The organism is Eubacterium pyruvativorans, assembly GCF_900102225.1.
GTDB lineage: Bacteria > Bacillota > Clostridia > Peptostreptococcales > Anaerovoracaceae > Aminicella > Aminicella pyruvativorans.
Map to the genome: position 1 here is coordinate 17,334 of NZ_FNBF01000007.1, position 15,256 is coordinate 32,589.

Here is a 15,256-nt window from a genome sequence, read left to right on the forward strand (position 1 = left end):
ATTGATTTCCCCTGCATCCGAAAAAAATTTCCGGATGCAGGATGCGCATTCCCGATCTGAATTCGCTCTTACAGAAGATCTGCCAGGTCGTGGATGAGTTTTTCTGTCTTCTCCCAGCCGATGCACGGATCGGTAATAGACTGTCCGTAGGTGCCGCAGCCGATGTCCTGCCGGCCGTCCACCAGGTAGCTTTCCACCATGACCCCCTTCACCAGCTTGCGGATGTCTTCCGAATGATCCCGGCTGTGCAGAATATCCTTGCAGATCCGGCTCTGCTCCAGATACTGTTTTCCGGAATTAGCGTGGTTCGCATCCACAATCACCGCAGGGTTCTGCAGTTCCTTCTCCTGGTAGGCATCCAGAACCATGCGCAGGTCCTCGTAGTGGTAGTTCGGCAGGCTTCTGCCGTACCGGTCCACATAACCCCGCAGAATTGCGTGGGCCAGCGGATTTCCGGAGGACTGGACCTCCCATCCGCGGTAGATGAATGTGTGAGGCGCCTGGGCGGCGATGATGGAATTCATCATGACGGACAGGTCTCCCGCCGTCGGGTTTTTCATTCCTGCCGGAATCGTGACACCGCTGGCAACCAGCCGGTGCTGCTGATCCTCAACGGAGCGGGCGCCGATGGCGACGTAACCCAGCAGGTCGGACAGATAGCGGTGGTTCTCACTGTACAGCATCTCATCGGCGCAGGTGAATCCGGTTTCCCGCAGAACCCGGGTGTGCAGATCGCGGATGGCGATGATGCCGGCCAGCATGTCTTCCGGTTTCTCCGGATCCGGCTGGTGGAGCATTCCCTTGTACCCCAGGCCCACCGTTCTCGGCTTGTTTGTGTAAACTCTCGGAATGATGAAGATCTTCTCGCTGACTTCGTCGGCAACTTTCCGGAGCCGGGTCATGTAGTCCAGAACGGCGTCTTCGTTATCGGCGGAACATGGACCGATGATCAGCAGAAATTTATCGCTCTTTCCTTCGAAAATCCCGGCGATCTCCTTCGCCCGTTCATCCCGGATCTTCGCCAGGGACTCTTCAATCGGGAATTCTGCCTTCAGTTCCTTCGGTGTCGGCAGTTTTCTGAAAAATGTTGTGCCCATCATATACTCCTGAATCATTAGATTGGTATTCATTAACTGATCGTGCGCAGAATCGCACTATTCCAATAGTATAGCAGGTGAAGCGGCGGCTTTCCAGTGAAATTGTGATGATGCACAATGTTTTTGGTTTCGAATTGGTGGTGATCCCTCTTTTGGCGCAGGAAGGCAGCTGGAGGGATGGGAGAACGCCGGCCCGGTCTGTTTTTGTCCTTCTGAAAATGCAGCCGGGGAAGCGGGGTATGGTATAATAAGGCATCCGGGAAATTCCGGGCAGGAACGATGCCGCATGTTATATGATAGACAAAAAAGGGGACGGAATGAATCGATCGGAATTGGAAAGTGCTGTGAAGACAGAGGCCTTTCGGAGAAAACTGGAGGATGTGTACGGGCCGGCCGGGGCGGAAGAGCAGACGGACCGGTATCAGGATGTGGTGAAGCGGTTTTCAGAACGGTTCGGGAACCGGGAGGATATGGGGCTGTTCAGCGCTCCCGGCCGAACGGAGATCGGGGGCAACCATACAGACCATCAGTGGGGAAAGGTCCTGGCGGCAGCGGTAGATGCGGATATGATCGCTGCGGCGGCGCCGAACGGTTCGGACCGGGTGCGGATCTATTCCCGGGGGTACGGGGAATTCATTGTTTCTCTGCGTGAAACGGAACGGAAAGTCGAGGAAACCGGAAGGACGGAAGCGCTGGTCCGGGGGGTGCTGAAAGGAGCGGCGGACAGAGGTTACCGGGCCGGGGGATTCGATGCCTATGTTTCCGGCGACGTGCCCGGGGGATCCGGGCTATCTTCTTCGGCGGCCTTCGAGATTCTGACGGGACTGATGGTTTCACAGCTGTTCAACCGGGGAGAGATTTCACCGGCGGAACTGGCGAAAATCGGTCAGTTTGCGGAGAATGTGTATTTCGGGAAACCCTGCGGATTGATGGATCAGCTGGCCTGTGCGGTGGGCGGTCTTTGTGGTTTCGACTTTTTCGATCCGGAGGAACCGGAGATTCACCGGGTTCAGACGGATCCCGGGGAAATGCCCTATGCGGTGGCGATTACAGCGACCGGCGGGTCCCATGCTGATCTGACCGAAGATTTCGCCGCGGTTCCCCGGGAGATGAAGCAGGTGGCGGACTTCTTCGGAGAACCGGTTCTCCGGGATATTGTTATGGGGGATCTGCTGAATGAGGCCCGGGAAATCCGGGAGAAGTGCGGAGACCGGGCATTTCTCCGGGCCATGCATTTCGTCGGTGAAACGGCCCGGGCGGAAGAAGAAGTGCAGGCGCTGGAAGCCGGAGACTATCCCCGTTTTCTGGATCTCGTCCGGGAATCCGGGGATTCCTCCTGGAAGTATCTGCAGAATGTCAGTACGGGGAGGGATCCGGCGGACCAGCCGGTGGCGGTGGCGCTGGCGGTCAGTGACCAGATCCTCGGCTCTCAGGGCGTCAGCCGGGTGCACGGCGGCGGATTTGCGGGCACCATTCAGGCGTTCGTGCGCCGGGAAATGGCGGACAAATACCGGGAGACCATGGACCAGATTCTGGGGCCCGGGTCGTGCCGGATCTTCAGGATTCGGAAATACGGCTGTCTGCGCATGCTGTAAGGAAACGGAAATGCAGGGAAACTGGAAATAAGCGGAAATCAATGAAAAATCAGGAAGGAGCATCAGAGAATGAGTGTTTTGGTTCTGGGCGGAGCCGGATATATCGGTTCCCATACCGTGTATGAATTAATCGACAAGGGAGAAGATGTGGTGGTGGCGGACGACCTTCTCACCGGATTCCGGGAAGCGGTTCATCCGAAGGCGAAATTCTACCGGGGGGATATCCGGGACAGAGCCTTCATTGATTCGGTTTTCGACCGGGAGGACATCGACGGGGTGATCCACTTCGCGGCTTTCTCCCAGGTGGGAGAGAGTATGACCAGGCCGCTGAAGTATTACAATAATAATCTCTGCGGCACGGAGACGCTGCTGGAGAGTATGGTGGCTCACGGGGTGGACAAGATCGTGTTCTCCTCCACGGCGGCGACCTACGGGGAGCCGGAGCGGATTCCGATTCTGGAGACCGACCGGACGGCTCCGACGAATACCTACGGAGAAACGAAACTTTCCATGGAGAAAATGTTCCACTGGACCGGCCAGGCTCACAATCTCCGCTACGTTTCTCTGCGGTATTTCAATGCCTGCGGAGCCCATCCAAACGGACAGATCGGAGAAGCGCATGATCCGGAAACCCATCTGATTCCGCTGATCCTCCAGGTTCCGCTGGGGCAGCGGGACCACATCGCCATTTTCGGAACAGACTATGATACGCCGGACGGCACCTGCGTCCGGGATTATATCCATGTTTCGGATCTGGCCCAGGCCCACATCCGGGCGCTCCGGTACCTCCGGGAGGGGGGAAAGAGTGATATCTTCAACCTGGGAAACGGGGTCGGATTTTCTGTCCGGGAGGTGATTGAAACAGCCCGGAAGGTGACCGGCCATCCGATTCCGGCCACAGAGGAAGCCCGCCGGGCGGGAGACCCTTCCACCCTGATCGCCTCCTCCGCCAAGGCAAAGGAGATTCTGGGATGGGATCCGCAGTTCGACGACCTGGAAACCATCATCTCCACGGCATGGAAGTGGCATCAGTCTCACCCGAACGGGTACGGCGGCCGGGCGCAGTGAGGGAAAGAAGCAGGACGGAGGAGAAATGGAAGAGAAGACAGAACAGAAAACAGAGAAACGGATATCGGAACTGATCGGGGAGCTTGCTGCCTACGGGATCCGTACAGGACTGGTGGACCCGGCGGATTCAGTGTATACCGTCAACCGCCTGCTGGAAGTGTTCCGGCAGAAGGATTATCAGCCCGGTAATCCGGAGACGGCGGAAGCAGAATCCCCGCGGGAAGTCGCAGATATTCTCCGGGATATGACGGAATGGGCCGCAGAAAACGGGGTTCTGGAGCAGGACACTGCTGTGTCCCGGGATCTCTTCGATACCTGTGTGATGGGCTGCCTGACACCGCCGCCTTCCGTAGTCCGGCGGCGGTTCCGGGAGAAATACAGGGTTTCTCCGAAGACGGCAACGGACTGGTTCTACCGTTTCAGCACGGACACGAATTATATTCGCCGGGACCGGATCCGGAAGGATGTGAAGTGGAAAGCGGAAACGGAATTCGGGGCCCTGGACATCACCATCAACCTGTCGAAGCCGGAGAAGGATCCCCGGGATATTGCGGCAGCGGGGAAGGCAAAAAAATCCGGGTATCCGGCCTGTGCCCTCTGTATGGAAAACGAAGGATATGCGGGTCATCTGACCCATCCCGCCCGGCAGAACCACCGGATCATCCCGCTGATTCTGGACGGGGAATCCTACTACCTGCAGTATTCCCCTTATGTTTACTACAATGAACACTGCATCATTCTGAACGAAAAGCATATCCCGATGGTGATCAACGGAGGAACATTCCGGAAACTGCTGGACTTCGTCCGCCAGTTCCCCCACTACACGGCCGGATCCAATGCGGATCTGCCCATCGTCGGCGGATCCATTCTGAGTCACGATCATTTCCAGGGCGGGGGATACGAATTTCCTATGGTCCGGGCGCCGTACGAGAAGCATTTCGAAATCCCCGGGGCGGAGAATGTGGAGGCGGGCATCATCCGGTGGCCCCTCAGCACGATCCGGCTGCGTTCGGAATCTGCGGGCGATCTGGCCCGGGCGGCGGAACGGGTTCTGACCGCCTGGCGCAGCTACGACGACCCGGCCTGCTTCATCTATCATGAGACGGAGGGAAAATCCCACAATACCATCACACCGATTGCCCGCATGCGGGAAGGAAAATACGAACTGGATCTGGTGCTGCGGAACAACATCACCACAAAGGAATATCCGCTGGGGTATTTCCACCCCCATCCGGAATACCATCACATCAAGAAGGAGAATATCGGCCTGATCGAAGTGATGGGGCTGGCTGTGCTGCCGGCGCGGCTGAAGCAGGAGATGGCCGAGCTGGAGGACCGGATCCTGTGCGGGCAGGATCTGCGGGAATCGGAACGGACGAAGGCGCATGCGGACTGGGCGGAATCCTGGATCGCTGCCCGGGGAATCAATCCAGAGCGGGGGGCTGCGGTAAGTGGCGGAAAGGACGGACCGGATCAGGGTGGTTCCCTGCTTCGGGAAAGGCTGCACGAAGCCGTGCAGGAAGAAATCGGCATTGTTTTCGCAAAGGTTCTGGAATGTGCCGGGGTGTTTAAGTATACAAAAAAAGGCCGGGAAGGATTCGATCGTTTTCTCGATTCCCTCCGCTGACCTTTCTCACTTTTCGTTGTGTTCTGCTTCTTCTTTTCCGTCATCCGCTGCCTCGATCAGATAGAGACGAGCATCACAGTCCAGGAAGATGCGCACCTGATCGGACAGGCCGACGCCGGCGAATCCGGGTGCCAGTTTCATGCCGGCCTGCAGCAGAACATCGCCTCCGCAGGTGAGGTCCTCCCGTTCGCCGGGCAGTTTCACGAAACGGGCCGCTGCCCGCTCTGCCAGGGATCCGGGCCGGATATGGACCGGTGATGCAGTATTGACCAGGGTTCCGAAATTCCGGATGTCGTATTTCACTGGCAGATTGCGGACACGATACCGCTTCTCGGGATCCAGTCCCCGGGGTGTCATGCGGAGGGGCTGATGATTGGGGATCGTCCGCTTCTGGAATACCAGATGAACAGCCCGGAGGCGGTCCTCCGAAACCACCGTCCACTGCACATAATTGGAGGACACAGGGGACAGGATCCCTGCGGATTCCGCCGGGTACCGGGTGCCGGGCCCCGCCGGGGACGGAGCCGGAGCAGTGCGGTAGAAGTCCCCCTGGAAGAAGACATCCCGCCATTCCTTGTAGAACCGGATCTGCTCTTCTATCTCGTTTCGCTCTTCCCCGGTGAGGTCCGGAAGGTTCAGTTCATATCCCATAAGGCCGAAGGCGGCAGCCGCAAACCGGGCGTGCAGCGGGGAGCGGCGCAGGGTCTGGTGGTTCGGGGATGCGGAGACATGGGCGCTGATGCAGGAAAGCGGGTATCCGTAGCTGTATCCCTGCTGGATCACCGTCCGGCACAGCGGATCGGTATTATCACTTCCCCAGATCTGGGGGAAATAGCACAGCATGCCCGGGTCCGCCCGGTTGCCGCCGGCGGCGCATCCCTCGAAGAGAATCTCCGGGAAGCGCCGGGTCAGTATATCCAGACATCGGTACAGACCGATCATATACCGGTGCAGCACTTCCCCCTGCCTGTCCGCAGGAAGCGACCGGGAGTAGATGTCCGAGAAGGTCCGGTTCATGTCCCATTTTACATAGGAAATCCGGGCGGAACGCAGCAGATGGGATATCGTCTCAATCAGGTATTCCTGCACATCGGACCGGGTCAGATCCAGAATCATCTGGCGGCGGCCTTCGCTGTGGGGATGTCCCGGAATCCGGAGGGCCCAGTCCGGGTGCTGCCGGAACAGGTCGCTGTCACGGCTGATCATCTCCGGCTCTGTCCATATGCCCAGTTCCAGCCCCATGCGCCGGAGTTTCTCGGAAAGCGGACGGAGTCCCCCGGGGAATTTCTTCCGGTTCACCGTCCAGTCCCCCAGGGAGGAGGTGTCATCCTCCCGGTGGCCGAACCAGCCGTCATCGATGACCAGAAGCTCGATGCCGGCTTTTTTTGCCAGTTTCGCCTGCCGCAGCACCGTTCGCTCACTGACGTTGAAATAGTCGGCTTCCCAGGTGTTCAGCAGCACCGGCCGGGGCCGGCTGCGCCAGGCCGGCGGAAGAATATACTGCCGGATGAACCGGTGCATGTTCCGGCTCATTCCTCCGGCGCCCTCGCCGGAGCAGGTCATCATCGCCTCCGGGGTCTCGAAGAAGTCCCCGGGCGGGAGAAACCAGCGGAACCCCCGGGGATTGATGCCGGTCCGGAGACGAAGAATGCCGGAACGGGAGGTTTCCAGCACTTCCGCATGGTTTCCGCTGTAGACCAGGTTGAATCCGTATACTCTGCCCCAGGTTTCTCCGGCGCCCCGGGCGGAGAGCATCAGAAACGGGTTCGCCCGGCTGGAACTGGTGCCGGTGAAGGAAGCGTTTTCAATGCGGGCGGAAGGCACCGGGCGGAAGTCCGTCCGTTCCATTTCGGATGCCCAGCCGCCGGTGAAGGTGCTGACCGTGTAATCCGGGTCCGGGAAATCGATCTGCAGGGAAGCGATCTGACGGATGGTGACCGGATCACTGCTTTCATTTCGCAGCACCGCCCGGCGGGTGATGACGTCGCAGTCCGGGAAGACGGTCCAGATCAGGTCCAGATACAGTCCGTATTCGGCATCCTGCAGGGTGACGGTCAGCGTCTCGATGCTGCCGTCAGATGACCGGAAACGGTTTTCTTTTGTCATCCCTGCCTGGGGAAGACTGTGCATGGGCCGAACACCCTCCGTCACGGCGAAGGACCGGTACAGGAAGTCTGAGGTGGTGGAACCGTCCCCGTGGGTCAGGGCCAGAAACGGCGCACGGATATCGCCCTTCCCGTCGGCGCTCATTTCCAGGGCGAGGTCTTCCAGAGAATAATTGCTGTATTCTTCGCTGTAGACATTGGTGTTGCCGGAAGGGAATACCGGGGTCCGGATCAGCGGGGCCAGATCCTCCGGATGATCCGTGCGGATGCGGGGACCGTAATACAGATGCTCCAGATGGCCGGGGGGAAGGACACGGAAGGCATATGTGGTGTGGTCCGTGCAAAGAACGAAGCAGTTGTCGGTGGTCTGTATCATGATTTCTCTCCTTGGAAAGGGCGTTATGCCCGGGATTTCAGTTCCGCCGTGATTTCCTCCAGTTTCCGGTCGGTGAGGATGAATTTCCTCCGGAAAACGATGAACGCCAGGAACAGGCCGGCGATCGGAAGCAGGGTCATGGTCATGCGGAGACCGTTGAGGGATGCGGCGCTGAGGGTACCGGAGGCGGCTGCGGTATCCCGGCTGATCCGGAAGATCTGCAGGCAGACTGCGGCCAGCATGGCGGAAATGCCGGAGGCCAGTTTCACCACGAAGGTCTGCATGGAGAAGATGACCGATTCATCCCGCCGGCCGTTTCTGAGTTCCCCGTAATCCACGGTATTGGCCAGAAACACCGTGGTCAGGACGGTGAGCATGCCGAAGGCCAGGAAGATGAGAAATGCCGGGGCCAGCAGGGGATAGAGCTGGTTGACGCCGGACATCATCATGATCAGCAGAATACCGTATCCGGCCATGGCCAGCGTGAGGCTGGTGTAGAACACCCGTATGGTGTTCATGAACCGGCGGAACAACGGGAAGAATATCATCATGGAGAGGATCTGAACGCCCCCGCCGAAGGTGTTGAAGAGGGTGTAACTGTCGCTCCATTTCGCACCGCCCATATCGTACTTGAAGAAGTAGATCAGCAGGTTGGAAGTGACATACAGGGAGCAGTTGACCAGTACGATCACCAGCACCACAGTCATGGCCTGATCGTTCTGGATCAGTGCCCGGAACATCTGTCTGACGGAAGGGGATTCCACATCCACGGTGGATTTTTCTCTGATTTTCAGACATGTAACGGTGGTGAACAGGATGAACAGCACGGCGATGATCAGTGCGAAGAGGCGGAATCCGCTGCGCTCGTCGCCCCGGCCCAGGGCGATCACGCACTTGATGGTAATGATGGTGATGAGCGCATCCCCCAGTCCGGCGCAGGAGCGGGCCAGGGTGGACAGGTTTTCCCGCTCCTTTCCGCTTTCGGTGAAAGCCGGAATCATGGACCAGAACGGAATGTCCATCATCGTGTAGGTCATGCCCCAGAGGATGTAGAATACGGCGGCGTAGGCAACCAGGCCCCGGCCGTCCAGCGCCGGGGGAGCGGAAAACATCAGAAACAGCACCAGGGCGTTGGTGAGTGTGCCGATCATGAGCCACGGACGGAACCGTCCCCAGCGGGTGCGGGTCTTTGCCACGATGACGCCCATGACCGGATCATTGAAGGCGTCGAAAATCCGGGCGGCCATCAGAATGATGCCCATTGTGATGGCGGAAACGCCGAGAATATCCTGGTAATAGTAAAGCACATAGTTGGAAGAAAGCATGTATACCATATCTTTTCCTACGGCACCCAGTCCGTAGGAGGCTTTTTCGCTGGTGGTCAGTCTCATTGGTCAGTCCTTTCGATGTAAATTGGCGGGCCGGACCGGGCATCCGTGGGAGCCTGCGGCCGGGGTTGTTGATATCTTTCTTTCCCTGGGGGAATGCTGCCCTTCGGTCAGACTTCCACCCGGAAGTCCACGTGCCAGGATCTGCCGGAAGGCATTTCGATGATGAGCCGGCCTTCTCCCGGGATTCCGGTGGTTTTCACATAGGTGCCGCCCATGCCTCCGGAGAGGCTGATGACCGACGGGCCGATCAGCTGAACCGGGCCTTCGGTCCGGAGAAGCAGCGGATCGTTGTAGTACGGCAGGGTGTTTCCGTTCTCGTCTGCAGCCCGGATCCGGATGCAGGCTGCATCGTAGGAACGGGTTTCCCGCAGCAGGGTCCGGTCTGTGTCAACCTGCAGATCCGCCCGGGTCATAGGCGCTTTCGTGACCGATTTCACCACCCGACCGTTCTTCACGGCGTCGAACCGGTAATTCTTCGAGGCGCTGCCCCAGTCGCCGATGTAGCGGTTGTACAGATCGACAGCGTCCTGGGGCTTCATGTGATACCGGAGGATCAGCTTCGCCAGGGATACGTAGATCCCTTTCGGCAGGCCGTAGAGGCCGGTCCGGGCCACCTGGTTCAGGACTTTTTTCAGTTCTTCGGTCTGGGCCTCCGGGAAGTTCTCGTCCTCCGCCATGGTGCTGCCGATGTAGTCATCGATGAGGATCGGACCGTGGTGCAGATGGGTGAAAGGGGAGTCATCTGTCCGGAATTCGCAGATCAGCCGGTTATTCCGGTACATGCGCACACTGTCCGCATTGGTGAAAATGTACACGTCTCCCCGGCAGCTGCCCGGATGCTCGCCGATGTCCATGGATGAACTGATTTCCAGCACCGGAACCAGGTCCTGCTGGATCGCATACGGCCAGGCCCCCGCCTTCCGGTTCCGGAACATGTCGGTGACCCCGTGGTAGCAGATGCGGTCGCCGCTGCCGAAATCCCGGTGGGTGTTGTAATCTGTCATGGACCAGCCGAAGCTGCCGCAGATATCATTCTGCTCCGCCACGTCATTCAGGACCCGGGCATGGCGCAGCGCATGCTCCAGCCGGTGTTCCTCATCATCGAAGGACTTGGTGGGATACATATGCCCGTTGTATTCCGAAATCAGATACGGCCGTTTCATATCCGGCGTCACTCTGGATTTCTTCTCGCAGCCCTTCGTCCGGCCATTGTGGGAAAAATCGTTATAGGTGAAGACGTCTTCCTGGAAACTTCCTTTCTTATAGCAGCGAACACCGCCGGTTTGGCGGGAAGGGTCCAGGCGATGGGCCATCCGGTTGGTCCGGGCATAGAATTCGTCGTCATCCAGGGATTCATTGATGCGCACGCCCCAAAGAATTATGGAAGGGTGGTTCCGGTACTGGAGGATCATGTCCTTCAGGTTCCGGAGCGCCTGATTCTTCCACTCGTTGTCACCGATGTGCTGCCACCCCGGAATTTCGGTGAAGACCAGGAGTCCCAGTTCGTCACAGCGGTCGATGAAAGCCTGAGACTGCGGATAGTGACTGGTGCGCACAGCATTCAGCCCCAGTTCGAACCGCAGAAGATCGGCATCCCGGCGCTGTACATTGTCCGGCATGGCGTACCCTACATAGGGATAGGACTGGTGCCGGTTCAAACCCCGGATTTTCACTTTCCGGCCGTTGAGCCAGAATCCGTCCCGGCGGAATCTGGCCTTCCGGAATCCGAACCGGGTGATGGCTTCGTCTATGATCTGATCCTCCACATCGATCAGCTGGGTTTTCATTTCGTAGAGTGCCGCCTGATCGATATCCCAGAGTTTCACGTCGCCGGTGAGGCAGGACAGTTCCAGGACAGAATCCGCAGCCGGTTCCTCCTTCAGCAGGCGGAATTCTCCGGGGTCTTCGGACTTCATCCCTTCCTCTGGATCCGGCAGTGTTCCGCTGTCCGGGGCTGCAGGGTCCGGTATCTGCCGGATGAACTGACGGATCTTCATGTTCGGACAGAGGTTTTCAATCTCGATGCGGCTGATGGTCTGGGACCGGGCGCACCGCAGTTCTTTCTTCGTCAGATCCGCTCCTCCCGCCGTCTTCTCGTACCGGCCCGCCAGCTTCACCGTCACGAAGATGTCCTGAAGGCAGGAGGGAGAGAGTACTTCCAGATACACATTCCGGTAGATTCCGCCGTATGTCATGTAGTCGATCACGAAGCCGAAGGGCGGAACATTGAGGGACTCCCGGGAGTCCAGCCGGACGGCGAGCACGTTGTCTTCTCCATACAGGAGAGCATCGGACAGGTCCACTGTGAAAGCGGTGTATCCGCAGTGGTGGCGGCCCACCATCCGGCCGTTCAGGTAGACTGTGCTGTCATGGGCGGCGCCTTCGAACGTGAGCCGGACCGTCTTCCGCCGCCATTCCTCCGGCGCCCGGAAATGACGCCGGTAGCCGCTTACCATCTGGTACGTTTCTTCGTCAAAATAGTGCAGCGGGGTTTCCCGGACCGTATGGGGAATCCGGACGTCCTGCATTCCTGCTTCGGAATATGCGGGGTCCGCCAGATCATCCGTCCAGTTCTCTGTGAATTTCCAGTGGTTGTTCAGATCAATCCGTTTCCTTGCCATGTCATTCCTCCGTCATCAATATCCCATCCATGAGAATGGAAACCACCTCCGCCAGTGCATCCTGGTAACGAATGCCGGCTTCGGACAGCAGATTCCGGCGAAAAAAGTGTTCCAGAGACGCCTCGTACATCGCCTTGATCACCGGAATACGCACCGGCCGGATCACCCCTTCCGCCATGCCCTGCTCCAGCAGCGCCAGGGTGTTCTCCCAGCCGGTTTCCAGACGCCGGGTCACTTCCCGGAACACGGCGGGATAACGTTCCTCCAGAACGTCCAGCCTGGTGAAATCCAGGGACTGATAGCCCTCCGGCATCACGTTCAGAACTGCCCGGATCTTTTCGGCGGTGGTCAGGGTGTCATCCGCCATCACGGCGGTCTCTTCCGCCTTGATCCGGTCAAAAATCCGGCTGCAGGCGGCCAGCGTCAGTTCTTCCTTGCTGCGGAAGACGGTATAGATCGTTTTCTTACTGATCCCCAGGCGTTTCGAAAGATCGTCCATGGTGAACTGAATGCCCCGGTCCCGGAATAATTCGAGGCTGCCCTGCAGAATGGTTTCCCGGATTTCCATAATGTGTCCTCCTTCGTCACAGCTGTGCAGCAAAAAGCGATGTCACAGGCGGCCGGAAACTGTATTCAGAATGTTTAGTTTCCCTTCGTTCATCTTAGCATAGAGAAATCCGGCCTGCAAGAAAATACCGGATTCCTGTACGGAATTCGGAGCACATCGGAAGCAGGCGGGAGGAGAAGAGGGCGGGGCCTCCGGCCGCCGCCGGGCTGACAGGAGGGAAAACCTATGGTAGAATGCAGTACAGGGTCCGGGCTCCGGAAGCGGGGACAGGATCGTGATGTGTACTGCGTGGATATGTCATAAGTGAACGTGTCAGGACAGTTTGGAGATTGATATGGTATTAGTGAATGAAACCGGAATCCGCAGGGTATTTTCTATGCGGGATGCCATCGAGGCGGATTGCGAAGCGTATCGGATGTTTTCTTCGGACGAAATTACTGTGCCGCTGAGGACACAGATTGAGGCAGCCGGTGCCGGCGGTGTTTTTTGTTTCATGCCTGCCTATTCCGAAAGGCTGGGCATTGCTTCGGTGAAGACCGTGAATATCTTCCCGGGAAATGTGAAATTCGGCATCACCACCCTGCCGTCCATGGTGATGACCTTCGACGGTGAGACCGGTGTTCCGTCCGCGCTGCTGGACGGAGCCTGCATTACCAGTCTGCGCACCGGAGCGGCATCCGGAGCGGCGCTGGACCTGTTCGGCCGGAAAGAGGCGAAGGTGGGGGCCCTGTTCGGCACGGGAAGCCAGGCGAAGGACCAGCTCTGCGGAATGCTGGAGGTCCGGCGTCTGGATCGGGTCTATGTCTATTCCCGGAAGAAGGAGAGCCGGGAGAAGTTCGCAGAGGAAATGAAGGAAGAACTGGGCCGGGAACTGGCTACCTGCGGCACAGAACTGATCCCTGCGGAAACACCGGAAGAAGCCGTGAGAGATGCGGACCTGATTATTACGGTCACATCTTCCCATTCCCCGGTTTTTGACGGCAGTCTGGTGAAGCCGGGGGCGACGGTCAGCTGCATCGGCGCCTACCGGCCGGAAATGCGGGAGATCGACGATGCGCTGCTTCGCCGGGCATCGAAGATTTACTGTGATTCGGTGGATGCAGTGCTGGAAGAAGCCGGCGATCTGATCACCCCGCTTGCGGAGGGAACCATCCGGCGGGAAGATATCACCGGAGACATCGGTGACTGTCTGCTGGGAAAACTGCCGGGCCGGGAGACGGAGGAAGAGATCATCGTGTTCGATTCCGTCGGGATCGGCGCCCAGGACCTGGTGACGGCCTATCGGGTGCTGGAACGGGCGAAGAGCGCCGGTGTCGGCCAGGTCTGGTCTGCCAGGCAGGCGCCCGGCCGGGAAGAAAAATAGAAAGAAAGGACGGGAAGAACTTTTGGAGAAAGCAGATCACAGGAACGGAGGAAAACGAAGGCGGGAGATGGACATGATCCACGGTTCTCTGTGGGACAAGATTCTTCTGTTCGCCCTGCCGCTGGCATTGACCGGCATGCTGCAGCAGCTGTTCAATGCGGCGGATATCGCAGTTCTGGGCCGGTTCGCCGGGAAACATGCCATGGCGGCGGCCGGGTCGAACAACGCCTTCATCGCCCTGGTTGTCAATCTTTTTGTCGGACTGTCTCTGGGGGCGAATGTGCTGATCTCCCGGTATACAGGACGGGGCGATCACGAAGGGGTGAGCCGGGCCGTCAGTACTGCCGTGACGGTGGCGCTGCTCAGCGGTCTTTGTGCCGCCGGCATCGGTCTTCTCGCCACCCGTCCGATTCTGGAACTGATGCAGGTTCCTCCCGCGCTGCGGGAAATGGCAGGGACCTATCTCCGGATCTATTTCCTGGGGATGCCCTTCATCATGCTGTATAATTTCGAGTCGGCCATCTTCCGGAGCCGGGGAGATACCCGGACGCCGCTGATCGTCCTGGCATCTGCCGGCATGGTGAATGTGGGGCTGAATCTGTTTTTTGTGCTGCTCTGCGGCATGAATGTGGATGGAGTGGCCATCGCAACAGTACTTTCCAATGTGCTGAGCTCCGGCATCATGTTTCTGATGCTTTCCCGGAGTCAGGGTCCGGTGCGGATCCGGATCCGGTCCCTGGGCATTCACGGCGGCCAGCTGAAACAGATGATGCGGATCGGTATTCCGGCAGGGGTGCAGGGGATGCTGTTTTCGGTGGCGAATATGGTCATCCAGTCGGGGGTGAACAGCCTGGGACCGGATGTGGTGGCGGGTTCTTCCGCCGCATTCAATGTGGAAATCTTCGTCTATTTCGTGGTCAACGCCTTCGGGCAGGCAGCCACTACATTCATCGGGCAGAACCATGGCGCCGGTGACCTGAAGCGGTGCCGCCGGGTCACGGCGCTCTGTATGATCATGGCGGTGGGAATCGGTGAAATACTGGGTATTCTGGTGTACGCCGGCGGCCCTCATCTGATCGGATTGTTTAACAGCGATCCGTCCGTGATCCGCTGGGGCATGATCCGCATGAGCTTTATTACCATCTGGGAAGGAGCCTATGCGCCTATCGAAGCGCTGTCCGGTGTCATGCGGGGATACGGATATTCCATGGTGCCGGCGCTGGTTTCGGTGCTGGGCATCTGTGTGCTGCGTGTTCTCTGGGTTCTCACGGTGTTCAGCCGGCACCGTACGATGAATGTGCTGATGACAGCTTTTCCGATCAGTTTCGTGGTGACCAGCGGTGTGCTGATCCTTCTGTATTTCGTACTTCGGCGCAGGATGCAGGAAACGGCATGACAGGTGTGCATCGGCGTAACAGAGGAATGACTTGAAATCTGCGGCCGGA

The 15,256-nt window shown here is 58.4% G+C and carries 10 protein-coding genes; 5 read left to right on the top strand and 5 right to left on the bottom strand.

Annotated elements, in window-relative coordinates:
- Nucleotides 1–68: 68 nt before the first annotated feature.
- On the bottom strand, nt 69–1,097 hold the full coding sequence (locus tag BLQ24_RS03930) for a 3-deoxy-7-phosphoheptulonate synthase (protein ID WP_090162885.1): 1,029 nt from the start codon (nt 1,095–1,097) through the stop codon (nt 69–71).
- 317 nt (nt 1,098–1,414) lie between these two features.
- Here BLQ24_RS03930 and BLQ24_RS03935 point away from each other — a divergent pair, with 317 nt between their 5' ends.
- From BLQ24_RS03935 to BLQ24_RS03945, 3 genes are all read left to right on the top strand, one after another.
- On the top strand, nt 1,415–2,692 hold the full coding sequence (locus BLQ24_RS03935; RefSeq protein WP_173452345.1) for a galactokinase: 1,278 nt from the start codon (nt 1,415–1,417) through the stop codon (nt 2,690–2,692).
- 69 nt (nt 2,693–2,761) lie between these two features.
- A complete protein-coding gene (gene galE, locus BLQ24_RS03940; RefSeq protein WP_090162889.1) occupies nt 2,762–3,760 on the top strand; it encodes a UDP-glucose 4-epimerase GalE in 999 nt (332 codons plus the stop codon).
- 25 nt (nt 3,761–3,785) lie between these two features.
- Nucleotides 3,786–5,387 (top strand): UDP-glucose--hexose-1-phosphate uridylyltransferase, encoded by a 1,602-nt coding sequence (locus tag BLQ24_RS03945; RefSeq protein ID WP_090162891.1) that lies wholly within the window; start codon nt 3,786–3,788, stop codon nt 5,385–5,387.
- Nucleotides 5,388–5,393: 6 nt separating this feature from the next.
- Here the strand turns inward: BLQ24_RS03945 and BLQ24_RS03950 are convergent, their stop codons facing one another.
- The 4 genes from BLQ24_RS03950 to BLQ24_RS03965 form a co-directional block, all read right to left on the bottom strand.
- Nucleotides 5,394–7,868, bottom strand: a complete 2,475-nt coding sequence (locus tag BLQ24_RS03950) for an alpha-galactosidase (RefSeq protein WP_090162893.1) — start codon at nt 7,866–7,868, stop codon at nt 5,394–5,396.
- A 23-nt stretch (nt 7,869–7,891) separates the two neighbouring features.
- The gene (locus tag BLQ24_RS03955) at nt 7,892–9,259 is read right to left on the bottom strand and encodes a glycoside-pentoside-hexuronide (GPH):cation symporter (RefSeq protein WP_090162895.1); all 1,368 of its coding nucleotides are present in this window, start codon (nt 9,257–9,259) and stop codon (nt 7,892–7,894) included.
- Nucleotides 9,260–9,366: 107 nt separating this feature from the next.
- A complete protein-coding gene (locus BLQ24_RS03960) occupies nt 9,367–11,880 on the bottom strand; it encodes a glycoside hydrolase family 2 protein (RefSeq protein WP_090162897.1) in 2,514 nt (837 codons plus the stop codon).
- Between the two features lies 1 nt (nt 11,881).
- Nucleotides 11,882–12,448, bottom strand: a complete 567-nt coding sequence (locus tag BLQ24_RS03965; protein WP_090162898.1) for a TetR/AcrR family transcriptional regulator — start codon at nt 12,446–12,448, stop codon at nt 11,882–11,884.
- 334 nt (nt 12,449–12,782) lie between these two features.
- On the opposite strand from BLQ24_RS03965, the gene BLQ24_RS03970 reads away from it, so the two are divergent.
- Both BLQ24_RS03970 and BLQ24_RS03975 read left to right on the top strand, forming a co-directional pair.
- Entirely contained in the window at nt 12,783–13,811 is a 1,029-nt protein-coding gene (locus BLQ24_RS03970; RefSeq protein ID WP_090162900.1) for an ornithine cyclodeaminase family protein, read from the top strand.
- 22 nt (nt 13,812–13,833) lie between these two features.
- Nucleotides 13,834–15,207 (top strand): MATE family efflux transporter, encoded by a 1,374-nt coding sequence (locus BLQ24_RS03975; protein ID WP_242869580.1) that lies wholly within the window; start codon nt 13,834–13,836, stop codon nt 15,205–15,207.
- The last annotated feature ends 49 nt before the right edge of the window (nt 15,208–15,256 follow it).

Bases quoted from the DNA above. Each gene is read 5' to 3' on its own strand.
- BLQ24_RS03970 (WP_090162900.1), top strand. From the start codon at position 12,783: ATGGTATTAGTGAATGAAACCGGAATCCGCAGGGTATTTTCTATGCGG.
- BLQ24_RS03930 (WP_090162885.1), bottom strand. From the start codon at position 1,097: ATGGGCACAACATTTTTCAGAAAACTGCCGACACCGAAGGAACTGAAG.
- BLQ24_RS03945 (WP_090162891.1), top strand. From the start codon at position 3,786: ATGGAAGAGAAGACAGAACAGAAAACAGAGAAACGGATATCGGAACTG.
- BLQ24_RS03950 (WP_090162893.1), bottom strand. From the start codon at position 7,868: ATGATACAGACCACCGACAACTGCTTCGTTCTTTGCACGGACCACACC.
- galE (WP_090162889.1), top strand. From the start codon at position 2,762: ATGAGTGTTTTGGTTCTGGGCGGAGCCGGATATATCGGTTCCCATACC.
- BLQ24_RS03965 (WP_090162898.1), bottom strand. From the start codon at position 12,448: ATGGAAATCCGGGAAACCATTCTGCAGGGCAGCCTCGAATTATTCCGG.
- BLQ24_RS03935 (WP_173452345.1), top strand. From the start codon at position 1,415: ATGAATCGATCGGAATTGGAAAGTGCTGTGAAGACAGAGGCCTTTCGG.
- BLQ24_RS03960 (WP_090162897.1), bottom strand. From the start codon at position 11,880: ATGGCAAGGAAACGGATTGATCTGAACAACCACTGGAAATTCACAGAG.
- BLQ24_RS03955 (WP_090162895.1), bottom strand. From the start codon at position 9,259: ATGAGACTGACCACCAGCGAAAAAGCCTCCTACGGACTGGGTGCCGTA.